Source organism: Pseudomonas sp. CJQ_9, assembly GCF_043106615.1.
GTDB lineage: Bacteria > Pseudomonadota > Gammaproteobacteria > Pseudomonadales > Pseudomonadaceae > Aquipseudomonas > Aquipseudomonas juntendi.
In genome coordinates this window covers 75425-96121 of the sequence record NZ_JBICMS010000001.1, presented here as the reverse complement: position 1 = coordinate 96121, position 20697 = coordinate 75425, and the positions used below count along the sequence as shown (strand labels likewise).

Below are 20697 nucleotides of genomic sequence, written 5' to 3'. Positions count from 1 at the left end.
ACCCTTTTGTGCTTACCCGCGCGAGGCGGCGATCTTGATCAGCTTGGCATAGTAGAACCCGTCGTGGCCGCCTTCCTGGGCCAGCAACTGGCGGCCGTGCGGTTGGCGCAGGCCGGCCTCGGTGGCCAAGTCCAGCTCCCGCGCGCCGGGAGTGCGGGCGAGGAAGGCCTCGATCACTTGCGTGTTCTCGGTCGGCAAGCTGGAGCACGTGGCATACAGCAGCATGCCGCCCACTTCCAGTGTCGGCCACAGGGCATCGAGCAATTCACCTTGCAGCGCGGCCAGGGCCGGAATGTCGTCGGCCTGGCGGGTCAGCTTGATGTCCGGGTGGCGACGGATCACGCCAGTGGCCGAGCAGGGGGCGTCCAGCAGGATGCGCTGGAACGGCTTGCCGTCCCACCAGCTGGCAGTGTCGCGGGCGTCGCAGGCGATCAGCTCGGCATCGAGCTGCAGGCGGTCGAGGTTCTCGCGCACGCGGGTCAGGCGCTTGGCCTCAAGGTCGATGGCTGTCAGGTGAGCCAGGCCCGGTTCGGCTTCCAGCAGGTGGCAGGTTTTGCCGCCAGGCGCGCAACAGGCGTCGAGCACGCGTTGGCCGGCGGCCAGCTCCAGCAAGTCAGCGGACAGCTGCGCGGCTTCGTCCTGCACACTCACCCAGCCCTCGGCGAAGCCTGGCAGGCCGCGTACGTCGCAGGCTTCGGCCAGAACGATGCCATCGCGGCTGTAGTGGCAGGGGCTGGCGGCAACGCCCGCGTCGGCCAGCAAGCCCAGGTAGGCATCACGGCTGTGATGACGGCGGTTGACCCGCAAGATCATCGGCGGGTGCGCATTGTTGGCGGCGCAAATGGCCTCCCACTGCTCTGGCCAGAAAGCCTTCAGCGCCTTTTGCAGCCAGCGCGGGTGGGCGGTGCGTACCACGGGGTCGCGCTCCATGCCGGCCAGCAGCGCTTCGCCTTCGCGCTGGGCGCGGCGCAGCACGGCATTGAGCAGGCCCTTGGCCCAGGGCTTCTTCAGCTTGTCGGCGCAGCCCACGGTCTCGCCAATTGCGGCGTGGGCCGGAATACGGGTGTAGAACAGCTGGTACAGGCCGACCAGCAGCAGCGCCTGCACATCGGCGTCTGCCGCTTTGAACGGCTTCTGCAGCAGTTGGGCGGCCAGCAGGTCGAGCCGGGGCTGCCAGCGTGCAGTGCCGAACGCCAGGTCCTGGGTCAGGCCGCGGTCGCGCTCATCGACCTTGTCCAGTTGTGCCGGCAGCGAGCTGTTCAATGAAGCCTTGCCGCTGAGTACTGCGGCAAGGGCACGGGCGGCGGCGATGCGTGGGTTCATTGGCCAAGTACCTTGCCGGCGGCGAACTTCTCGCGGCGGCTGTTGAACAGGTCGCTGAAGCTCAGCGCCTTGCCACCGGGCAGTTGCAGGCGGGTCAGGCTCAGTGCCTGGTCACCACAGGCAACCACCAGGCCATCTTTACTGGCGGACAGGATCTCGCCCGGCTCACCTTTGCCTGCCGCCACGTTGGCTGCCAGCACCTTCACGCTCTCGCCATCGAGGGTGCTGTGGCACACCGGCCAAGGGTTGAAGGCACGGATCAGGCGCTCCAGTTCGACGGCCGGGCGGCACCAGTCCAGGCGCGCTTCGTCCTTGTTCAGCTTGTGTGCATAAGTGGCCAGGGCATCGTTTTGCACCTCGCCTTGCAGCGACCCGTCGGCCAGGCCGGCAATGGCTTGCACGACGGCAGGCGGGCCCATTTGCGCAAGGCGGTCATGCAGGCTGCCGCCGGTGTCCTCGGTGCTGATCGGGGTGGTTACCTTGAGCAGCATCGGGCCGGTATCCAGGCCGGCTTCCATGCGCATCACGGTGACACCGCTTTCGGTATCGCCGGCTTCCACGGCACGCTGGATCGGCGCTGCACCGCGCCAGCGCGGCAGCAAGGAGGCGTGGCTGTTTATGCAGCCCAGGCGGGGGATATCCAGCACCGCCTGCGGCAGAATCAGGCCGTAGGCAACCACGACCATCAAGTCTGGCTGCAGTGCGGCAAGTTCAGCTTGCGCCTCGGCGTTGCGCAGGGTTTGCGGCTGCAGTACCGGGATGCCATGGGCCACGGCCAGCGCCTTGACCGCACTGGGCATCAGCTTCTGGCCACGGCCGGCAGGGCGGTCAGGCTGGGTGTAGACGGCCACGATCTCGTAAGGGCTGTCGAGCAGGGCCTTGAGGTGTTCGGCAGCAAACTCTGGGGTGCCTGCAAAGACGATGCGCATGGAGTTCTCGCTTCAAAAAAGAAAAAGGCTTGCCGGAGCAAGCCTTCTGGAAGGTGGGGATCAGGCTTGCTGGCGGTGCTGCTTTTCCAGTTTCTTCTTGATCCGGTCGCGTTTGAGCTGCGACAGATAGTCGACGAACAGCTTGCCGTTGAGGTGATCGAATTCGTGCTGCACGCAGACCGCCAGCAAGCCTTCGCACTCCAGCTCGAACGGCTTGCCGTCGCGGTCCTGGGCTTTTACACGTACCCGCAGCGGGCGGTCGACGTTCTCGTAGAAGCCCGGCACCGACAGGCAACCTTCCTGGTACTGGCCCATGTCGTCGGTCAGCTCTTCGACCGTAGGGTTGATGAAGACCCGCGGTTCACTGCGGTCTTCGCTGAGGTCCATCACCACGACCTGCTGGTGCACGTTGACCTGGGTCGCGGCCAGGCCGATGCCGGGGGCTTCGTACATGGTTTCAAACATGTCGTCGATCAGCTGACGCAGGGCGTCGTCGAACACCGTCACCGGCTTGGCGATGGTGCGCAGGCGCGGGTCGGGGAATTCGAGAATGTTCAAGATGGCCATAAGGTCAGGCAGTCACTGTGCGTTTGGTTGAAAACTGAGCACACATAATAAAGGCAAACGTGGATTTCAGCACCTGTGAAAGCTCGTCTAGGGTTTTCAGGGCCTGCTTGTCGGCTATTCGATAGACAGGTTGTCAAAGCGTTATCAACACAGTTATCCACAGGTTGTGCCACGCCGATGGCCCTTTTCAGATCAAGGATGATCCCCATGTCGAATCACCATTCGTCGCCTGTTGCGCCGGCTGAACTGGAGGCGCGGCTGCGTCTGCACCGCTTGCCGGACACCGGCCTGCGGCGTTTCTGCACGTTGCTCGAGGCGTTTGGCAGCGCATCTTCTGCCCTGTGCGCACCCGCCGGCGCCTGGCGCGAGTTGGGCATTTCCCAGGCAGCAATCGACGCGCGGCGCAGTGCCGAAGTGCGCGACGGAGCGCTGGCGGCGATGGCCTGGCTAGAGCAGCCGGGCCAGCATTTACTGATGTTTGACGGGCCTGGTTACCCACCGCTGCTGGGGGAAATCGATGATGCCCCGCCGTTGCTGTTTGTCGCCGGCGACCCTGCCCTGCTCGAACGCCCGCAGCTGGCAATTGTGGGAAGCAGGCGCGCTTCACCGCCAGCCCTGGATACCGCCGCGGCGTTTTCCCGTTACCTGGCACAGGCCGGCTTCACAATTACCAGCGGGCTGGCGGTGGGCATCGACGGCGCCGCTCATCGGGCCGCAATACAGGCCGGCGGGGGTACGATCGCGGTGCTCGGCACAGGGCTGCAAAAACTTTATCCACAGCGGCACACCGCGCTTGCGCAGGCGATTATCGACAGCGGCGGCGCGCTGGTTTCCGAGTACCCGCTGGATGCCGGGCCGCAGCCCAGCAACTTCCCCCGGCGTAACCGCATCATCAGTGGCTTGTCGCTGGGCGTGCTGGTGGTCGAGGCCAGCCTGGCCAGTGGTTCGCTGATCACGGCGCGGCTGGCGGCAGAACAAGGCCGCGAGGTGTATGCCATTCCGGGCTCCATCCACCACCCTGGGGCCAAGGGCTGCCACCAGCTGATTCGCGACGGCGCGCTGCTGGTGGAAACCGTGGAGCAGATCATGGAAAGCCTGCAGGGCTGGCAGAACCTGCCACCTGCGGTTGTGGACAAGTTCGACCACCCACTGCTGGCCTTGCTGCACGCGGCGCCACAGACCAGCGAAAGCCTGGCCCATTGCAGCGAGTTGCCGCTGGCCGAAGTGCTTGCGCAATTGACCGAGCTGGAACTGGAGGGGCGGGTCAGCAATGAAGCCGGGCGTTGGTTTGCCCGCGCGGGCTAAGTACACTGCGCACAGGCAAGTTCATAGGCGGAGTAACAGCAATGGTAAGCAGTTTTCGTGTGCAACAAGCCGCACGTGAGATCCGGGCGGGCGCAGTAATCGCCTACCCAACGGAAGCGGTCTGGGGCCTGGGCTGCGACCCCTGGAACGAGGACGCGGTGTACCGCCTGCTGGCGCTGAAGTCGCGGCCTGTGGATAAAGGCCTGATCCTGGTCGCCGACAATATCCGCCAGTTCGACTTTTTGTTCGAAGATTTCCCCGAGGACTGGATCGACCGTATGGGCAGTACCTGGCCGGGGCCCAATACCTGGCTGGTGCCGCACCAGGACCTGTTGCCCGAGTGGGTGACCGGGCAGCATGACACCGTAGCGCTGCGGGTCAGTGACCACCCGGTGGTGCGCGAACTGTGCGCGCTGGTGGGGCCGTTGATTTCCACCTCGTGCAACCCCGGCGGGCGGCCGGCGGCGAAGACCCGGTTGCGGGTGGAGCAGTACTTCCATGGCCAGCTGGACCTGGTGCTGGGTGGGGCGCTGGGTGGGCGGAAGAATCCGAGTGTGATTCGCAACCTGGCTACCGGTGAGGTTGTTCGGCCGGGTTGATACCGCTGGCGAGGGCTTCGCCCTCGTTTCGCGACACAAGGCCGCTCCTACAAGTACAGCGCAGCTTTCAGCCCTGGCGCTATGCCTGTAGGAGCGGCCTTGTGTCGCGAAAGGGCCGCAAAGCGGCCACACTAATCGTCAGACCTATTTCTGATTTGCCCGATCTTGCCAATTGGGAAGCTTCCTACTGTCTCTGTCCTAAGTCATCACCTTCCATGCTGGAACCCCTGCCTCTAGCCTGCTCACGTCGCAATTCGGCGGGAGCATCCGAAGCAATGCCGCTATTCAAAAATGCCGAATATCTGATAAGGGCGAATCTGCAGCAGCTTGCGTCCAGCAACCGGGTTAGATCGGTGGAAATAGGCAGGTTTACCGCAGATCAATTTGAAGCGATAAACAGGCAGAAAGAAGCGCAGGAACTACCGCTGCTTGAGGATACGGGCATCGTATTCATCGGTAGCCATGCCTACAGAAGCCGGGTGATTCGAGATGGCTACACCATTGATGACATGGTTTTGCAAATCGAGGCAGCACTGGCGGCGACATCAATCTGGAAAAACGCCACGCGCATGACCGCTCTTCGCAGCACGATTGGTCGTGACGATGGCTATGGCAATGAAGTTTTTGATGAGGCGATTTTTGAACTGACGGCTCGCAAGCCCAAGGCAGAGCTGTATTCGATTATCCCTAAAGGGGATAGAAACAAGCCCAAAAAATAAAGGCCGCTTGAGCGGCCTGAATGGTAAGGATGTACTCGCCCGGATAACTTGAAACTCAACCGGCGCACCAGCACAACCTCAGGAGCAAAGGCTACGCCTCCGAGCATTCATGGTCAAGCGGCGCCCCTCACCCTCCCCGCGGCGCAGCGCTTGATGCTGGTGCGCCATTGCAGTCAGGGTTTTCTGATTGTTGCCAAAATGGCTGTCCAGCTCGCGGCTTGGGAAATATCCTACGACCCGCGTCCTCTGCCATCACCTTCTCAGTGGGAACCTCTGCCCTTAGGCTTCAACCGTCGCCGAATAACTTGGCGATCGGGTGTGGTAACCCGGCTTTAGAGTGATCTTGGCAGTCCATGGCGGCTGTTCGCAGGAGGCTTCGTGCCTGCTGGGTTTTGGATCTCTCACCCGGTTTACCACCCTGCGGATAGCTGCCACCCATTCGTGTGGTAACGCCTGGGTGGGGCCATGAGCAGAGATCTAATGATGAAGAAAATAGTCCCAGATCCACCCCTACCCTGCACCTCCACCCGCCCGTTCGGCCGCTGCGACGCCGGCCATGACCCACTCTTCACCGTCAACCCGAACATTTCCGCCGAGGACGCTCTGGTCCACGTAGCCCTGTACCTGCGTAGCGCCTACGAAACCGGCTACAAAGCTCTGGACTACATGCGCGAAGAGGGCCGCGGCATGTTCTGGTCGAACCTGCATGCGATTGAAATGGCAGAGGGGGTGGTCGAGGCAATCCTCGATGGGATCGAGTCGACCCCGCCACCGACGAACCGACCCTCACAGCCATAGCGCAGCTTTCAGAGCCGACGCAGCACCTGTGGGAGCGGGCGCGCCCGCGAACACCGGCAAAGCCGGTGCCATCCACCGCGGTGGCTTCTTCGCGGGCATGCCCGCTCCCACAGGGAACGTGTGTGGCTCAGGGAATGAGTACTGTCGACCCTACAGTCCGCCGCGCCGACAGCTCTGCCTGCGCTTTGGCCGCCTCGCTCAGCGGGTACCGCTGCTGGATATCCACAACCAGCTTGCCACTGCCAATCATCGCAAACAGGTCATCGGCCATGGCTTGGGTGTTTTCGGCATTGTTGGCATAGGTCGCCAAGGTCGGCCGGGTCACATACAGCGAGCCCTTCTGCGCCAGAATCCCCAGGTTCACCCCACTGACCGCACCCGAGGCATTACCGAAGCTCACCATCAGCCCGCGCGGTTGCAGGCAGTCCAGCGAGGTCAGCCAGGTATCGGCGCCAACGCCGTCGTAAACCACCGGGCATTTCTTGCCGTCGGTCAGCTCCAGCACCCGCTTGGCCACGTCTTCATGGCTGTAGTCGATGGTCGCCCATGCGCCCAGCGCTTTGGCCCGCTCGGCCTTCTCGGCAGAACTCACAGTGCCAATCAGCTTGGCACCCAACGCTTTCGCCCATTGGCACGCCAGCGAACCCACGCCACCGGCGGCCGCATGGAACAGGACCACGTCACCGGCCTTCACCTGGTAGGTTTGCTTCAGCAGGTACTGCACGGTCAAACCCTTGAGCATCACCGCCGCTGCCTGCTCGAAGCTGATGGTGTCGGGCAGCTTGACCAGGTTGGCCTCCGGCAGCGTGTGAACCTCGCTGTATGCGCCCAGCGGGCCGCCGGCATGGGCCACGCGGTCACCCACCTTCAGCCGGGTCACGCCTTCGCCCACGGCCTCGACCACACCGGCCGCTTCGGTGCCCAGCCCCGAAGGCAGTGATGGCGGTGCATACAGCCCGCTGCGGAAATAGGTGTCGATGTAGTTCAGGCCGATCGCATGGTTGCGCACGCGCACCTGCTGGGGCCCCGGCGGGGCGGGTTTGAATTCCACAAACTGCAGCACTTCCGGGCCGCCATGCTGGCTGAACTGGATACGCTTGGCCATCTCGTACTCCTGTAGTCGGGATCGGGAAAGGCCTTCTATCGGACGCCTTTGCTTGATCGCCGTCAACTGCGGCACGCGCGCTGGCGGTGTTATGCTACGCGGCGAATTCTTCCCTGCCCGTTCCTGGTGACCCGATGACTAGCCGCACCGAGGCCGTGAAAGCCTACCTGCTCGACCTGCAAGACCGCATCTGCTCTGCCCTCGAAAACGAAGACGGCGGTGCCCGCTTCGTCGAGGATGCCTGGGTGCGCGAAGCCGGTGGCGGGGGGCGTACGCGGGTGATCGGCGAGGGCAAGCTGATCGAGAAAGGCGGGGTCAACTTCTCCCACGTGTTCGGCGCCGGCCTGCCGCCGTCGGCCAGCGCCCATCGCCCGGAGCTGGCGGGCCGGGGCTTCGAGGCCTTGGGCGTGTCGCTGGTGATTCACCCGTACAACCCGCATGTGCCCACCTCGCACGCCAATGTGCGGTTCTTCATTGCCGAGAAGGAAGGCGAAGAGGCGGTGTGGTGGTTCGGTGGCGGTTTCGACCTGACCCCATACTACGGCGTCGAGGAAGACTGCATTCACTGGCACCGCGTGGCCGAGCAGGCATGTGCACCCTTCGGTGCCGATGTGTACCCGCGCTACAAGGCCTGGTGCGACCGCTACTTCCACCTCAAGCACCGTGGCGAGCCACGTGGCATTGGCGGGCTGTTCTTCGACGACCTGAACGAGTGGGACTTCGACACCTGCTTCGCCTTCATCCGTGCCATTGGCGATGCCTATGTCGACGCCTACCTGCCGATCGTCCAGCGCCGCAAGCACACCCCCTATACCCCGCAGCAGCGTGAGTTCCAGGAATACCGCCGCGGCCGCTACGTGGAGTTCAACCTGGTCTACGACCGCGGCACCCTGTTCGGCCTGCAGTCGGGCGGGCGCACCGAGTCCATTCTCATGTCGCTGCCGCCACAGGTGCGCTGGGGCTATGACTGGAAGCCGGCACCGGGCAGCGAAGAAGCGCGCCTGACCGACTACTTCCTGCAAGACCGCGACTGGCTTGGCCAGTAAGCCTGTGGATAACCAAGGAGCCGCCATGGACCAGTACGTCGTTTTTGGTAACCCCATCGGCCACAGCAAGTCGCCGCTGATCCACCGCCTGTTCGCCGAGCAGACCGGCGAAAACCTGGAATACGCCACCCTGCTGGCGCCGCTGGATGAGTTCAGCGACTGCGCACGCGGCTTCTTCAAGCAAGGCAGCGGCGGCAATGTCACCGTGCCGTTCAAGGAAGAGGCCTACCGCCTGTGCGACAGCCTGACCCCGCGTGCCCAGCGCGCTGGCGCGGTGAACACACTGAGCAAGCTGGCTGACGGCACTTTGCAAGGTGACAACACCGATGGCGCCGGCCTGGTGCGTGACCTGACGGTGAATGCCGGAGTCGAGCTGACGGGCAAGCGCATTTTGATTCTCGGTGCCGGTGGTGCAGTGCGTGGCGTGCTGGAGCCGATCCTGGCGCACAAGCCGCAATCGCTGGTGATCGCCAACCGAACCGTGGAAAAGGCCGAGCAGCTGGCGCGTGAGTTCGATGAACTGGGGCCGGTGGTGGCCAGCGGGTTTGCCTGGTTGCAGGAGCCGGTGGATGTGATCATCAACGCCACTTCAGCCAGTTTGGCCGGGGAATTGCCGCCGATTGCCGACAGTTTGGTCGAGGCAGGGCACACGGTTTGCTACGACATGATGTATGGCAAGGAACCTACGCCGTTTTGCCAGTGGGCGCAAAAGCTGGGCGCGGCCAAGGTGCTGGATGGTTTGGGGATGCTGGCTGAGCAGGCGGCGGAGGCGTTCTTTATCTGGCGTGGGGTACGGCCGGATACCGCTCCGGTGTTGGCTGAGTTGCGCCGGCAATTGGCTCGGGGCTGAAATTGCCGGCGCCGCGTTGGGTCGGCGTACACCCTTCCCTTGTGGGAGCGGCCTTGCGTCGCGATGGGCTGCAAAGCAGCCCCAAATCTCAATCCAACCTCATTCCTCAAACCGGATCGGGCACAACTGCGCCCCTTCCAGCTTCTGCAATTCCTCGATCACCTGCGGCCTGGCCCGGTGCAAGGTCAGGCTCCCGCCCAGGCGCCGCAAGCGCCGTGCCTCGCGGTGCAACATGTCCACACCCGAGTAGTCGATAAAATTCACCTGCCGCGCATCGATCACCACATGCGGGCCTTGGCACAGCTGCAAACGTACTTGCAGGTAGTGCGCCGCGCCAAAGAAGATCGAGCCACCTACCCGCAGCACATCCGCTTCGCCTTCGCGGCTTTGCTGCACCCGTGGCCGTGATGTGCGCTTGAGGTAGAAGAACAGCGACGCCAGCACCCCGGCATAGATCGCCGTCTGCAACTCCAGCAGCAAGGTTGCCGCCGCCGTCAGCGCCATTACCAGGAACTCCGAACGGCTGACCCGGAACAGCGCGCGGATGGCTTGGCGGTCCACCAGCCCCCAGCAGATCAACAGAATGCTGCCGGCCATGGCGGGGATCGGCAACTGTGCGATCAAGCCAGCACCGGTGATGGCGAACAGCGCCACCCATAGCGCCGAAAACACCCCGGCCATGGGGGAGCGGGCACCTGCCTCGTAGCTCAGGCCCGAACGGGTGAAGGAGCCAGCAGACAGGTAACCTGAGAAAAACGCGCCAACGATGTTCGACACGCCCTGGGCGCGAATTTCCTGATCAGGGTCGATCAGCTGTTCCGAGCGTGCCGACAATGATCGGGCAATCGACAGACTGGTGACCAGCCCCAGCATGCCTACCGCCACGGCACTGGGCAGCAGGCGCAGAATCAGCTCCACGTCCAGCAAGGGCAGCGGGCTCAACGGCGGAAGCTGGCCGGTGAATGCCGCCACCCTCGGCACATGGCCAAACCAGCCCGGCAGCAGCCAGGCCAGCAGGCTCACCGCGACCAGGCTTATCAACAGGCTGGGCCAGCGCGGGCGCCAGAGTTTGAGCGCCACACCGATAACCACGGTGGCCAGGCCCAATAGCAAGGATGGCACATTGATTTCGCCGGCATGGCTGGCCAGGTCCTGTACGGTTTTCAGCGCCGTGGCCTGGCTGGGCAGGTCCATGCCCAGCAGGTTGGGCAATTGCCCCAGGGCAATGACGATCGCGGCGCCAAGGGTGAACCCGAGCACTACGGAATGCGAGACGAAATTGACCAGCGCACCGAAGCGCAGCAGCCCCAGCAGCAGTTGAAAGACCCCGCCGAGGAAGGTGAGCAGCAGCACCAGCGTGATGTAGTCCGAACTCCCAGCCACGGCCAATGGGCTGATGCTGGCGTAGAGCACGATGGAGATGGCCGCGGTCGGGCCGCAGATCAGGTGCCAGGACGAACCCCACAGGCAGGCGATCACTACCGGCACGATGGCGGCGTACAGGCCGTATTCGGCAGGCAGGCCGGCGATCAGGGCATAGGCGATGGACTGCGGCAGCGCGAGGATGGCACCGCCCAGGCCCACCAGCAGGTCCTGGCGCAGGCTGCGGACCGTTTGGCGCGGGAGCCAGGCGAGGAAGGGCAGCAGGTGGATGATACGATGCATGGGTTATCCACAATCCTTGATTTAATGCACCTGACCTGTGGGAGCGGGCATGCCTGCGAAGAAGCCACCGCTCTAGATGGCACCGGCTTTGCCGGTGTTCGCGAGCATGCCCGCTCCCACAGGTTAGGTGTATTGCTGGTGAGTTCATAGTTTGGCTTTGACGGCCTCCAAGGCATCGCCATCGGTTTTGGTGGTGACCCCGGCCAACCACCCTTCCAGTAACTCGGGGTGCGTCTTGACCCAAGCCCTGGCCGCGTCGTCGAAGCTGATCTTCTTGTCCACAACCTGGGCCATGATGCTGTTTTCCATGTCCAGTGTGAACTTCAGGTTGCCCAGCAGCTTTGCCGCATTCGGGCAGGCTTGTGGATAACCCTTGCGCGTCAGGGTGTACACCTGGCCTTTGCTACCGAACCATTTTTCCCCGCCCGTGAGGTAGTGCATCTTCAGCTTCACATTCATCGGATGTGGCGTCCAGCCGAGGAAGGTGATGAATTGCTGCTTCTTCACAGCGCGGTCGACCTGCGTCAGCATCGCCTGCTCGCTGGATTCGACCAGTTTCCACTGGCCAAGGTCGAACTCATTGTTGTCGATGATTTGTTTGAGCGACAGGTTGGCCGGTGCGCCGGAACCGATGCCGTACAGTTTCTTGTCGAACTGGTCGGCGTGCTTGTGCAGGTCGGCGAAATCCTTGACCCCGGCATTCCAGACATAGTCTGGCACGGCCAAGGTGAACTCGGTGCCTTCCAGGTTGCGCGACAACTGCTGCACATCCCCATTGGCGACGAATTTGTCATGAAAGCCCTGGTGCGCCGGCATCCAATTGCCAAGGAAGGCATCCACACGGCCGTCCTTCAGGCCGCCGTAGATGATCGGCACGGCCAGGCTGTCGATCTTCACCTGGTAGCCCAGACTTTCCAGTAGCAGCCGGGCCACGGCGTTGGTCGTGGCTATGTCGCTCCAGCCAGGGTCGGCCATTTTTACCGTGCTGCATTGTGCATCGTCGTCGGCGGCGTGGGCCGGGGTGGTACCCAGGCCCAAGGCCAGGGTGAGTACGGCGGCGGAAAACGTGTGCATGGCGGCCTCTTCTCAATCCAGGGGGGCGGGCTGTGGGTAACGTGCCTTGCGCTCGAGGTCGTCGAGATCAATGTGGTTACGCATGTACTGTTGGCTGGCATCTACCAGTGGTTGATGGTCCCAGCTGTGCAGCTTGCCGATAGCCAGCGCTTGGGCCACCAGGCGGCGACGGCGCTGGCTGGCCAGTACCTGCTGGCGCAAGCTGGGCATGTCCCAACGCTGTCGGGCTTCCTCGACGAACGCCTGCAGCAGCGCCTGGTGGTCCGGGCTGCTGGCGAGGTTCTCCCGCTCGTGCGGGTCGCGGTCAAGATCATAGAGTAGGCAAGGGTCGTCTTCGCCGTACACGAATTTGTAAGGCCCGCGGCGGATCATCATCAGCGGCCCGACAGTGCCTTCGGCCATGTATTCACCGATCACTTCGTCGTGGCCGCCCTGCCCTTGCAGGTGGCCAAGCAGTGAGCGGCCATCCAGATGCAGGGTGTTATCCACAGCCCCGCCCGCCAATTCGACCAGGGTCGGTAACAGGTCGCAGGTCGATACCGAGGCGCTGACACGGCTGGCGGCAAAGCGCTGCGGTGCATGAACCAGCAGTGGCACCCGCGCCGACATTTCGAACCAGTGCATCTTGTACCAAAGGCCACGCTCGCCGAGCATGTCGCCGTGGTCGCCGGAGAACACGATCAGGGTGTCGTCGGCCAGGTCGCACTCTTGCAAGGTCTGCAACAGCTTGCCGATGTTGTCGTCGATGTAGCTGCAGGCGCCGAAATAGGCCCGGCGTGCATCGCGGATCTTGTCCACGGGCAGCGGTTTGTTCCACAGGTCATAGACCTTGAGCAGGCGCTGCGAATGCGGGTCCAGTTCTGCCTGGCTGAATTCGGTACCAGGCATGGGGATATCCACACCCTCATAGCGGTCCCAGTAGTGCTTGGGAATGGTGTACGGATCGTGTGGGTGGGTCATCGACACGGTCAGGCAAAACGGCCGGCCGTCGTTCTCGCGCACGTGGTCGTAGAGGTACTGGCGCGCCTTGAACACCACCTCCTCGTCGAAATCCAGCTGGTTGGTACGCACGCAGGGGCCTGCCTGCAGTACCGAGGACATGTTGTGGTACCAGCTTGGGCGCACATCCGGCTCATCCCAGTTCACTGCCCAGCCATAATCGGCCGGGTAGATGTCGCTGGTCAGGCGTTCCTCGTAACCATGCAGCTGGTCCGGGCCGCAGAAATGCATCTTGCCCGACAGCGCCGTGCGGTAGCCCAGGCGGCGCAGGTAGTGGGCGTAGGTCGGCACGTCGGCGGGGAAATCGGCAGCATTGTCGTAGGCACCGATGCGGCTTGGGAGCTGGCCGCTGACCAGGGTGAAGCGCGACGGCGCACACAGCGGGCTGTTGCAGTAGGCTGAATCGAACACCACGGCCTGCTCGGCCAGGCGGCTGAGGTGCGGCATCTGAATGGGTGAAGGCCCATAAATGGGCAGCAGGGGTGCGGCCATTTGGTCGGCCATGATGAACAGGATATTCGGGCGTGTCATGCTGGCTTCCATCGTTGAAGGTTATGCGAACCGCTTGCCTATCAAGATGCGACTGTGAATAACATGGGTAAAGCCCATGGCGGGCAATGACTGGGATTAGCCAAGCTTATGTTTGAGCGCTTTGCCGAACTGTCGTTGGATACGTTGCGGGTGTTCGAGGCCGCGGCCCGTTTGCGTGGCTTCACTGCGGCGGCCCTGGCGCTGGGCACCACCCAGCCTGCGGTAAGCCAGCAGGTAAAACGGCTGGAGGCGCAGTTGGGCACACGCCTGTTCGATCGGGTGTACCGCGGGATCGAACTCACCGAGGCCGGCCAGCTGTTGTTCGAGCATGTGCACCAAGGGTTGCAGGCCATGGACGAAGGTATTGCCCAGGTCAGTGGGCGCGGCCAGCGTGAAGTGCTGCAGGTGGCCACCGACTTCGCGTTCGCGGCGTTCTGGCTGATGCCGCGCCTGCAGCGCTTTCACGAGGCTTATCCACACGTGGATGTCAGCCTGGTGACCGGTGAGCGCAGCCAGGGCATGTTGCGCCCGGACATCGATGTGGCCGTGCTGTTTGGTGATGGGCGCTTTCATCAGGGCGAAAGCCGCTGGTTGTTCGATGAAGAGGTTTTCCCGGTGTGCAGCCCCCGCCTGATTCAGGGCAAACCCATGTCCGCCGTGGCTTTGCAGCGCTTGCCGTTGTTGCACCTCAAAGGTGAGCAGGCCAGTCGCTGGTTTGACTGGGCGGGTGTTTTTCGCGGGTTTGGCGTGGCCAGCCCACCGCCAGCCGGGCAACTGCGGTTCGATAACTACACACTGCTGATACAGGCCGCGATTGCCGGGCAAGGGGTGGCGATTGGCTGGGGGCACCTGGTGGATGGGCTGGTCGAGCAGGGTTTGCTCTGCCGGCCACTGGAGGGCAGCTTGCGCTCGGAACGCGGTTATTATGCGGTGTTGCCGCCGCGCAAACGCCGGGGCGCGTTGATCGAGCGGTTCGTGGGGTGGTTGGAGCACGAACGAAGCTATTAAAGGTGAGTTCGGCGCAGAGTCACGCGGGCTTTGGGCCCAGGAGGTATTGTGCAGAGGATCAAGGGTTACCACGCCCACATTTACTATGACGCAGCGACCCTGGAGCAGGCCCGGGCGTTGTGTGAGGAAGCGGCGCGGCTGTTTCCCGTGAGCATGGGGCGCATGCACCAGAAGCCGGTGGGCCCGCACCCGGACTGGAGCTGCCAGCTGGCTTTCGGACCGGAAGTGGTGGGGGTGGTGTTGCCTTGGTTGGCACTGCATCGCCAGGGTTTGGTGGTGTTCATGCACCCGCTGACCGGTGATGAACTGGCGGACCATCGGGACCATGCGATCTGGATGGGGGCAGTGAGGCCGTTGAACCTGTCGGTTTTTGGGGGCTGAACCTTGAATGCTTGTGTTGCGCTCATCGCCGGCAAGCCAGCTCCCACAGGTACAGCGCCACCCTCAGGCCCTGTGAAATCCTTGTGGGAGCTGGCTTGCCGGCGATGAAGGCGACGCCGGTCAGCGACGAGCGCCGCGCACCCCTTCCGCCAGTGCCGAGCACAGGCTCAACACATCGCTCACCGCCTGTTCGGCCGTGTTGGCCTGGGCAATCTTGTCGACCAGCGCCGAGCCCACTACCACGCCATCGGCCAGCCGGGCGATGTTCGCCGCCTGCTCTGGGGTGCGAATGCCGAAGCCAACGCTGATCGGCAGGTCGGTATGCCGACGCAGGCGGGCAATGGCTTCGGTCACGTGCTCGGTGGTCGCCGAGCCGGCCCCGGTCACACCGGCCACGGACACGTAGTAGACGAACCCGGAGCTGCGCGCCAGCACACGCGGCAGGCGCGCGTCGTCGGTGGTCGGGGTGGTCAGGCGAATGAAGTCGATACCTGCAGCCTGGGCCGGGGTCGCCAGTTCTGCATCGTGCTCTGGCGGCAGGTCGACAATGATCAAGCCATCGACGCCAGCCTGCTTGGCTTCATTCACGAACGCTTCCACGCCAAAACGGTGGATCGGGTTGTAGTAGCCCATCAGCACGATCGGCGTGGTGTGGTTGTCCACACGGAATTCACGAACCATCTGCAGGGTCTTGGCCAGGTTCTGGCCCGCTTCCAAAGCGCGCAGGGTAGCGAGCTGGATGGCTACGCCATCGGCCATCGGGTCGGTGAATGGCATGCCCAGTTCGATTACATCGGCGCCCGCAGCGGGCAGGCCCTTGAGGATCTGCAGCGAGGCGTCATAACCCGGGTCGCCTGCGGTAACGAAGGTGACCAGTGCCGAGCGGCCTTCGGCTTTCAACTCGGCGAAGCGTTGTTCTAGACGGCTCATGCCTGTTTCTCCTGGGCGGCCATGTGGCTCATGACGGTTTGCATGTCTTTGTCGCCGCGGCCCGACAGGCAGATCACCATCAGGTGGTCCTTGGGCAGCTGCGGGGCGCGCTTGATTGCCTCGGCCAGGGCGTGGGCGCTTTCCAGGGCCGGGATGATGCCTTCCAGGCGGCACGTGGCGTGGAACGCATCCAGCGCTTCGTCATCGGTGATGCTGACGTATTCAACGCGCTTCACCTCATGCAGGTAGGCATGTTCGGGGCCGATGCCCGGGTAGTCGAGGCCGGCGGAAATCGAGTGAGCGTCGGTAATCTGGCCATCATCGTCCTGCAACAGATAGGTGCGGTTGCCGTGCAGTACACCGGGCACACCGCCGTTCAGGCTGGCAGCATGCTTGTCGGTGTGCACACCGTGGCCGCCGGCTTCAACGCCGATGATCTGTACGCTTGGCTCTTCGAGGAACTCATGGAACAAGCCCATGGCGTTGGAGCCACCCCCCACGCAGGCGATCAGGCTGTCCGGCAGGCGGCCTTCCTTTTCCTGCAACTGGGCACGGGTTTCCTTGCCGATGATCGACTGGAAGTCGCGGACCATTGCCGGGTATGGGTGCGGGCCCGCCACGGTGCCGATCAGGTAGAACGTGTCGTCGACGTTGGTCACCCAGTCGCGCAGCGCTTCGTTCATGGCGTCCTTGAGGGTGCCGGTGCCCGCGGTAACCGGAACGATCTCGGCGCCCAGCAGCTTCATGCGGAACACGTTGGCCTGTTGGCGTTCGATATCGGTGGCGCCCATGTAGATCACGCAAGGCAGGCCGAAGCGCGCAGCGACGGTGGCGGTCGCCACGCCGTGCATGCCGGCGCCGGTTTCGGCGATCAGGCGTTTCTTGCCCATGCGCTTGGCCAGCAGCACCTGGCCGATGCAGTTGTTCACCTTGTGCGCACCGGTGTGGTTGAGCTCTTCACGCTTGAAGAAGATCTTGGCGCCGCCGCAGTGTTCGGTCAGGCGCTCGGCGAAGTACAGCGGGTTGGGGCGGCCGATGTAGTCGCGCTGGAAATAGGCTAGCTCTTCGAGGAATTGCGGGTCGGCCTTGGCCGCTTCGTATTCCCGGGCCAGGTCCAGCACCAGTGGCATGAGGGTTTCGGCCACATAGCGGCCGCCGAACGAGCCGAACAGGCCATTGGCGTCGGGGCCGGGGCGGTATTGGGACTGGGTCATGGGGCGCTCCAGGGCGTAAGCAATGAGTGATGGGCTTTACTCTAACCACGACAGGCCCGGCTGAAAACCGATAAGATTGCGCAAATTTGTCAGAAAAACTCACAGGTAACATGGCCCACGACCTCCCTCCCCTCAATGCCCTGCGTGCTTTCGAGGCCACTGCCCGGCTTAACAGCGTCAGCCAGGCGGCCGAGGCGTTGCACGTTACCCATGGCGCCGTGAGCCGGCAGATCAAGGTGCTTGAGGAGCATCTGGGGGTGGCGTTGTTCGTCAAGGACGGGCGTGGCATCAAACTCACAGATGCCGGGCTGCGCCTGCGCGATGCCAGTGGCGAGGCGTTCGACCGCTTGCGCAGCGCATGTGCCGAACTGAGCCGCGACACCCGCGAGGCCCCGTTCGTACTGGGTTGCTCAGGCAGCCTGCTGGCGCGCTGGTTCATCCCGCGGTTGGGGCGTTTGCAGGCAGACTTGCCAGAGCTGCGCCTGCACCTTTCAGCCGGTGAGGGTGACCTTGATCCAAGGCGGCCAGGGCTGGATGCGCTACTGGTGTATGCCGAGCCCCCGTGGCCGGCAGACATGCAGGTGCATGTGTTGGCCGAGGAGCGTATCGGCCCGGTGCTGAGCCCGCACTTCGCCGGTTACCAGCGCTTGCAGGGGGCGCCAGCCAAAGCTTTGCTCGAAGAAGCCGTATTGCACACCACCTCGCGCCCACAGGCTTGGCCGACCTGGGCGGCGCAGCAGGGCCTCGAGCCGACCGCCATGCACTACGGGCAGGCTTTCGAGCACTTGTATTACCTGTTGGAAGCTGCGGTGGCGGGATTGGGCGTGGCGATCGCGCCGCAACCACTGGTCGCCGATGACCTGCGGGCGGGTCGCCTGAGTGCGCCGTGGGGCTTTTCACCGACCCCGGCGGCGCTGGCGCTGTGGGTACCTCGGCGCGCCGCTGACGGGCGCGCCGAGCAACTGGCGCAATGGTTGCGGGCAGAACTGCTAGGGCAGAGCGCTTAGTTGCGCTTGCACAGCAAGTAAGCTGCCAGCAGGCCCAGGGCGCCTATGGCTACACCGGCAGTGGTATACGGGTGCTCCTGGGCATAGTCGCGGGTGGCGATGCCGGTCTGGCGGGTACGCTCCTTGACTTCCTCATAGGCATCGCTCAGCAGGCTGCGCGAATGGCGCAGGGCACTCTCGGCGTTGCTGCGCATGGCCTTGACTGATTTCTGGGTTTCTTCGGAGGCATCGTGCTTCAGGCTTTCCAGGCTTTTCAGCAGGCTTTCGATCTCTGCTTCCATGCTTTCCAGGGATGTTTTACGCAGCGAATTGCGGGGCATGTTGACTCTCCTTTGCAGTATGGACTCTATGAAGTGCGACCCTTGGGCTGCACGAAAGTGCGATCGAACTTTCGCCCCTGATGACAGCTCGCAGGTAAACCAGGCTCGCACTGCCAGGCTGAATATCACTATTACCCAAGGAGAGCGCTCATGACCGATCATCACACCTACAAAAAGGTCGAACTGGTGGGGTCTTCGCCTACCAGCATCGAAGAAGCGATCAACAATGCCCTGGCCGAAGCCGGCCAGAGCATCAAGCACATGGAGTGGTTCGAGGTGGCCGAGACCCGTGGCCACATTCGCGACAACAAGGTCGCGCACTTCCAGGTGACGTTGAAGGTGGGCTTCCGTATCGCCAATAGCTGAAACACAGCCAGGCTGGAACACGCTGGACTGATGGGGTATTAGGAACAGGGCGCCCTGGTGGGCGCCCCTTTCTGGTTTCATCTGCACAAGGAATGCGAGTGATGAACAAACTGATACTGGCGCTGGGCCTGATGACGCTGGCCGGTGGCGCAATGGCGGCCGGCAAACCCTGCGAGGAGCTGAAAGCGGAAATTGCCGCCAAGCTCGATGCCAAGGGGGTTGTTGGCTACAAGCTGGAGATCGTCGAAAAGGGCGACCCGGCGGGCAAGGTGATCGGCAGCTGCGAAGGCGGCACCAAGGAAATCGTCTACCGCCGCGGCTAACGCGGTGGCCCCTTCGCGGGGGCACTCGCGAAGGGGTTCACTCGCTCTTCAAAGCCTGCGCCAGCAGCTCATAAGCGCGGATACGGTCTGCATGCTCGTACAGGTCACAGGTAAACATCAGCTCATCCGCCCCGGTTTGCTCCAACAATACCTCCACTTTGGCGCGCACTTTCTGCGGGCTGCCGATCATCGCCAAACCCAGGAAGCTGCCTACCGCATCGCGTTCATGGGGCAGCCATAAGCCGTCCATGCTGGGTACCGGGGGTTTCTGCATCAGGCTCTGCCCGCGAATCAGCGCCAGAATGCGCTGGTACACCGAAGTGGCCAGGTATTCGGCCTGCTCATCGGTCTCGGCAACCACCATGGGAATGCCCAGCATCACATAGGGTTTGTCCAGCGTGGTGGAAGGTTTGAAGTGGTTGCGATACACGCGGATTGCCTCGTGCATGTAACGCGGCGCGAAGTGCGAAGCGAACGCATAAGGCATGCCGCGCATACCGGCCAGTTGTGCGCTGAACAGGCTGGAGCCCAGCAGCCACATGGGCACATCGGTGTCATGCCCAGGCACAGCGATCACTTTTTGATCATCGGTTCGGGGGCCAAGGTAGCGTGACAGCTCTTCGACGTCGTCCGGGAAATCGTCCGGGCCACCGGCGCGGTCTCGGCGCAAGGCGTATGCAGTCATCTGGTCGGAGCCTGGCGCACGGCCAAGGCCGAGGTCGATGCGCCCCGGGTACAGGCTGGCGAGGGTGCCGAACTGCTCGGCGATCACCAACGGCGCATGGTTGGGCAGCATGACCCCGCCGGAGCCTACGCGAATGCTCGAAGTGCCCCCGGCGAGGTAGCCGATCAGCACCGAGGTCGCCGAGCTGGCGATGCCGTCCATGTTGTGGTGTTCGGCCACCCAGAAGCGGTTGTAGCCAAAGCGTTCGACGTGCTGCGCCAAGTCCAGCGAGTTGCGCAGCGACTGCGCCGGGCCGGCGTCGGCGCGAACGGGCACAAGGTCGAGGGTGGAAATCTTCAGGTCACGTAGCTGCGTCATGGGGCCTCCGCAAGAATGATTGGCCAGAGGCCTTTATGACTCTGTATGGGCGTATTCGTTGGATTCAATGGGGGGCGCAATTGCTCTGAACTTGCCGGACGTACCTGACCTCTGAACCCATAGGCACCTAACCGAGTGACAAGGAGGCATCATGAAGAAGACAGCATCGGCGATCTGGCAAGGTGGTTTGAAGGACGGCAAAGGCCTGCTTTCAACCGAAAGCGGCGCCCTCAAGCAGAACCCTTATGGCTTCAACACCCGTTTCGAGGACACGCCGGGTACCAACCCAGAGGAACTGATCGGTGCGGCGCATGCGGGCTGCTTCTCGATGGCACTGTCGATGATGCTCGGCGAAGCCGGGCTCACCCCAGACCGGATCGACACGGCGGCGGAAGTCACCCTCGACAAGCAGCCTGATGGTTTTGCCATTACCGCTGTACACCTGGTGTTGCGAGCCAAGGTGCCAGGCGCCAGCGAGGCGCAGTTCATGGAAATAGCCAACAAGGCCAAAGCAGGCTGCCCGGTGTCGAAGGTGCTCAACGCCAAGATCAGCCTGGATGCGGCGTTGGTGGGCTGAAGCGGCGCAACGATGGCAG

At 63.2% G+C, this 20697-nt stretch carries 23 protein-coding genes; 12 read left to right on the top strand and 11 right to left on the bottom strand.

Translation table 11 applies throughout. The features are described 5' to 3' along the window. Positions 1-12: 12 nt before the first annotated feature. From rsmB to def, 3 genes are read right to left on the bottom strand one after another with little or no spacing between them, the layout of a single operon-like run. The gene (gene rsmB, locus ACF8SD_RS00475) at positions 13-1323 is read right to left on the bottom strand and encodes a 16S rRNA (cytosine(967)-C(5))-methyltransferase RsmB (RefSeq protein ID WP_392483394.1); all 1311 of its coding nucleotides are present in this window, start codon (positions 1321-1323) and stop codon (positions 13-15) included. Continuing rightward, positions 1320-2252 (bottom strand): methionyl-tRNA formyltransferase, encoded by a 933-nt coding sequence (gene fmt, locus ACF8SD_RS00470; RefSeq protein ID WP_392483393.1) that lies wholly within the window; start codon positions 2250-2252, stop codon positions 1320-1322. Before fmt ends, rsmB begins: the two co-directional genes overlap by 4 nt. Before the next feature lie 60 nt (positions 2253-2312). Further along, positions 2313-2819 carry a peptide deformylase gene (gene def / locus ACF8SD_RS00465; protein WP_009682343.1) on the bottom strand — a complete coding sequence of 169 codons (507 nt, stop codon included), beginning with the start codon at positions 2817-2819 and terminating at the stop codon, positions 2313-2315. A gap of 207 nt (positions 2820-3026) precedes the next feature. Between def and dprA the strand changes: the two genes are divergently transcribed. From dprA to ACF8SD_RS00445, 4 genes are all read left to right on the top strand, one after another. After that, on the top strand, positions 3027-4124 hold the full coding sequence (dprA, locus tag ACF8SD_RS00460) for a DNA-processing protein DprA (RefSeq protein WP_173887081.1): 1098 nt from the start codon (positions 3027-3029) through the stop codon (positions 4122-4124). 41 nt (positions 4125-4165) lie between these two features. Next, positions 4166-4723, top strand: a complete 558-nt coding sequence (locus ACF8SD_RS00455) for an L-threonylcarbamoyladenylate synthase (protein WP_015268440.1) — start codon at positions 4166-4168, stop codon at positions 4721-4723. Positions 4724-4998: 275 nt separating this feature from the next. After that, positions 4999-5442 (top strand): hypothetical protein, encoded by a 444-nt coding sequence (locus tag ACF8SD_RS00450; protein ID WP_392483392.1) that lies wholly within the window; start codon positions 4999-5001, stop codon positions 5440-5442. Positions 5443-5922: 480 nt separating this feature from the next. Further along, positions 5923-6240: a hypothetical protein gene (locus tag ACF8SD_RS00445; protein ID WP_054882072.1), complete on the top strand. Its 318-nt coding sequence runs from the start codon at positions 5923-5925 to the stop codon at positions 6238-6240. A 127-nt stretch (positions 6241-6367) separates the two neighbouring features. Here the strand turns inward: ACF8SD_RS00445 and ACF8SD_RS00440 are convergent, their stop codons facing one another. After that, on the bottom strand, positions 6368-7345 hold the full coding sequence (locus ACF8SD_RS00440; protein ID WP_392483391.1) for an NADPH:quinone reductase: 978 nt from the start codon (positions 7343-7345) through the stop codon (positions 6368-6370). Positions 7346-7479: 134 nt separating this feature from the next. Here ACF8SD_RS00440 and hemF point away from each other — a divergent pair, with 134 nt between their 5' ends. Both hemF and aroE read left to right on the top strand, forming a co-directional pair. Beyond that, on the top strand, positions 7480-8391 hold the full coding sequence (gene hemF, locus ACF8SD_RS00435; RefSeq protein ID WP_173887083.1) for an oxygen-dependent coproporphyrinogen oxidase: 912 nt from the start codon (positions 7480-7482) through the stop codon (positions 8389-8391). 25 nt (positions 8392-8416) lie between these two features. Further along, entirely contained in the window at positions 8417-9241 is an 825-nt protein-coding gene (gene aroE, locus ACF8SD_RS00430) for a shikimate dehydrogenase (protein WP_173887084.1), read from the top strand. A gap of 99 nt (positions 9242-9340) precedes the next feature. On the opposite strand, the gene ACF8SD_RS00425 is transcribed toward aroE, so the two are convergent. The 3 genes from ACF8SD_RS00425 to betC all read right to left on the bottom strand — a co-directional run bounded on the left by ACF8SD_RS00425 (position 9341) and on the right by betC (position 13510). Beyond that, positions 9341-10906 (bottom strand): SulP family inorganic anion transporter, encoded by a 1566-nt coding sequence (locus ACF8SD_RS00425; protein ID WP_392483390.1) that lies wholly within the window; start codon positions 10904-10906, stop codon positions 9341-9343. Positions 10907-11050: 144 nt separating this feature from the next. Next, entirely contained in the window at positions 11051-11980 is a 930-nt protein-coding gene (gene choX, locus ACF8SD_RS00420; protein WP_392483388.1) for a choline ABC transporter substrate-binding protein, read from the bottom strand. A 12-nt stretch (positions 11981-11992) separates the two neighbouring features. Next, positions 11993-13510 carry a choline-sulfatase gene (betC, locus tag ACF8SD_RS00415; protein ID WP_392483387.1) on the bottom strand — a complete coding sequence of 506 codons (1518 nt, stop codon included), beginning with the start codon at positions 13508-13510 and terminating at the stop codon, positions 11993-11995. Between the two features lie 108 nt (positions 13511-13618). Between betC and ACF8SD_RS00410 the strand changes: the two genes are divergently transcribed. Together ACF8SD_RS00410 and ACF8SD_RS00405 are read left to right on the top strand one after the other, a co-directional pair. After that, the gene (locus ACF8SD_RS00410) at positions 13619-14518 is read left to right on the top strand and encodes a choline sulfate utilization transcriptional regulator (protein WP_392483386.1); all 900 of its coding nucleotides are present in this window, start codon (positions 13619-13621) and stop codon (positions 14516-14518) included. Between the two features lie 48 nt (positions 14519-14566). Next, complete coding sequence (locus ACF8SD_RS00405) at positions 14567-14899, top strand: DOPA 4,5-dioxygenase family protein (RefSeq protein WP_009682330.1); 333 nt, start codon at positions 14567-14569, stop codon at positions 14897-14899. Between the two features lie 120 nt (positions 14900-15019). Here the strand turns inward: ACF8SD_RS00405 and trpA are convergent, their stop codons facing one another. Then, positions 15020-15829, bottom strand: coding sequence for a tryptophan synthase subunit alpha (gene trpA / locus ACF8SD_RS00400; RefSeq protein WP_009682176.1), 810 nt, complete (start codon positions 15827-15829; stop codon positions 15020-15022). Then, on the bottom strand, positions 15826-17043 hold the full coding sequence (gene trpB, locus ACF8SD_RS00395) for a tryptophan synthase subunit beta (RefSeq protein ID WP_173887089.1): 1218 nt from the start codon (positions 17041-17043) through the stop codon (positions 15826-15828). Before trpB ends, trpA begins: the two co-directional genes overlap by 4 nt. Before the next feature lie 110 nt (positions 17044-17153). Here trpB and ACF8SD_RS00390 point away from each other — a divergent pair, with 110 nt between their 5' ends. Continuing rightward, positions 17154-18050, top strand: a complete 897-nt coding sequence (locus tag ACF8SD_RS00390) for a LysR family transcriptional regulator (protein ID WP_392483385.1) — start codon at positions 17154-17156, stop codon at positions 18048-18050. On the opposite strand, the gene ACF8SD_RS00385 is transcribed toward ACF8SD_RS00390, so the two are convergent. Then, a complete protein-coding gene (locus tag ACF8SD_RS00385; protein ID WP_009682179.1) occupies positions 18047-18370 on the bottom strand; it encodes a YqjD family protein in 324 nt (107 codons plus the stop codon). The genes ACF8SD_RS00390 and ACF8SD_RS00385 overlap by 4 nt on opposite strands. Positions 18371-18520: 150 nt before the next feature. Here ACF8SD_RS00385 and ACF8SD_RS00380 point away from each other — a divergent pair, with 150 nt between their 5' ends. Together ACF8SD_RS00380 and ACF8SD_RS00375 are read left to right on the top strand one after the other, a co-directional pair. Then, positions 18521-18736: a dodecin gene (locus ACF8SD_RS00380; RefSeq protein WP_029887971.1), complete on the top strand. Its 216-nt coding sequence runs from the start codon at positions 18521-18523 to the stop codon at positions 18734-18736. Positions 18737-18837: 101 nt separating this feature from the next. Next, the gene (locus ACF8SD_RS00375) at positions 18838-19059 is read left to right on the top strand and encodes a DUF1161 domain-containing protein (protein ID WP_054906241.1); all 222 of its coding nucleotides are present in this window, start codon (positions 18838-18840) and stop codon (positions 19057-19059) included. Positions 19060-19096: 37 nt separating this feature from the next. Here the strand turns inward: ACF8SD_RS00375 and ACF8SD_RS00370 are convergent, their stop codons facing one another. Then, on the bottom strand, positions 19097-20101 hold the full coding sequence (locus ACF8SD_RS00370; RefSeq protein ID WP_144187319.1) for an LLM class flavin-dependent oxidoreductase: 1005 nt from the start codon (positions 20099-20101) through the stop codon (positions 19097-19099). Between the two features lie 151 nt (positions 20102-20252). On the opposite strand from ACF8SD_RS00370, the gene ACF8SD_RS00365 reads away from it, so the two are divergent. Further along, positions 20253-20678: an OsmC family protein gene (locus ACF8SD_RS00365; protein ID WP_009682183.1), complete on the top strand. Its 426-nt coding sequence runs from the start codon at positions 20253-20255 to the stop codon at positions 20676-20678. The last annotated feature ends 19 nt before the right edge of the window (positions 20679-20697 follow it).

Coding starts and splice junctions, on each gene's coding strand:
- rsmB (WP_392483394.1), bottom strand. CDS start 1,323: ATGAACCCACGCATCGCCGCCGCCCGTGCCCTTGCCGCAGTACTCAGC.
- fmt (WP_392483393.1), bottom strand. CDS start 2,252: ATGCGCATCGTCTTTGCAGGCACCCCAGAGTTTGCTGCCGAACACCTC.
- def (WP_009682343.1), bottom strand. CDS start 2,819: ATGGCCATCTTGAACATTCTCGAATTCCCCGACCCGCGCCTGCGCACC.
- dprA (WP_173887081.1), top strand. CDS start 3,027: ATGTCGAATCACCATTCGTCGCCTGTTGCGCCGGCTGAACTGGAGGCG.
- ACF8SD_RS00455 (WP_015268440.1), top strand. CDS start 4,166: ATGGTAAGCAGTTTTCGTGTGCAACAAGCCGCACGTGAGATCCGGGCG.
- ACF8SD_RS00450 (WP_392483392.1), top strand. CDS start 4,999: ATGCCGCTATTCAAAAATGCCGAATATCTGATAAGGGCGAATCTGCAG.
- ACF8SD_RS00445 (WP_054882072.1), top strand. CDS start 5,923: ATGATGAAGAAAATAGTCCCAGATCCACCCCTACCCTGCACCTCCACC.
- ACF8SD_RS00440 (WP_392483391.1), bottom strand. CDS start 7,345: ATGGCCAAGCGTATCCAGTTCAGCCAGCATGGCGGCCCGGAAGTGCTG.
- hemF (WP_173887083.1), top strand. CDS start 7,480: ATGACTAGCCGCACCGAGGCCGTGAAAGCCTACCTGCTCGACCTGCAA.
- aroE (WP_173887084.1), top strand. CDS start 8,417: ATGGACCAGTACGTCGTTTTTGGTAACCCCATCGGCCACAGCAAGTCG.
- ACF8SD_RS00425 (WP_392483390.1), bottom strand. CDS start 10,906: ATGCATCGTATCATCCACCTGCTGCCCTTCCTCGCCTGGCTCCCGCGC.
- choX (WP_392483388.1), bottom strand. CDS start 11,980: ATGCACACGTTTTCCGCCGCCGTACTCACCCTGGCCTTGGGCCTGGGT.
- betC (WP_392483387.1), bottom strand. CDS start 13,510: ATGACACGCCCGAATATCCTGTTCATCATGGCCGACCAAATGGCCGCA.
- ACF8SD_RS00410 (WP_392483386.1), top strand. CDS start 13,619: ATGTTTGAGCGCTTTGCCGAACTGTCGTTGGATACGTTGCGGGTGTTC.
- trpA (WP_009682176.1), bottom strand. CDS start 15,829: ATGAGCCGTCTAGAACAACGCTTCGCCGAGTTGAAAGCCGAAGGCCGC.
- trpB (WP_173887089.1), bottom strand. CDS start 17,043: ATGACCCAGTCCCAATACCGCCCCGGCCCCGACGCCAATGGCCTGTTC.
- ACF8SD_RS00390 (WP_392483385.1), top strand. CDS start 17,154: ATGGCCCACGACCTCCCTCCCCTCAATGCCCTGCGTGCTTTCGAGGCC.
- ACF8SD_RS00385 (WP_009682179.1), bottom strand. CDS start 18,370: ATGCCCCGCAATTCGCTGCGTAAAACATCCCTGGAAAGCATGGAAGCA.
- ACF8SD_RS00380 (WP_029887971.1), top strand. CDS start 18,521: ATGACCGATCATCACACCTACAAAAAGGTCGAACTGGTGGGGTCTTCG.
- ACF8SD_RS00375 (WP_054906241.1), top strand. CDS start 18,838: ATGAACAAACTGATACTGGCGCTGGGCCTGATGACGCTGGCCGGTGGC.
- ACF8SD_RS00370 (WP_144187319.1), bottom strand. CDS start 20,101: ATGACGCAGCTACGTGACCTGAAGATTTCCACCCTCGACCTTGTGCCC.
- ACF8SD_RS00365 (WP_009682183.1), top strand. CDS start 20,253: ATGAAGAAGACAGCATCGGCGATCTGGCAAGGTGGTTTGAAGGACGGC.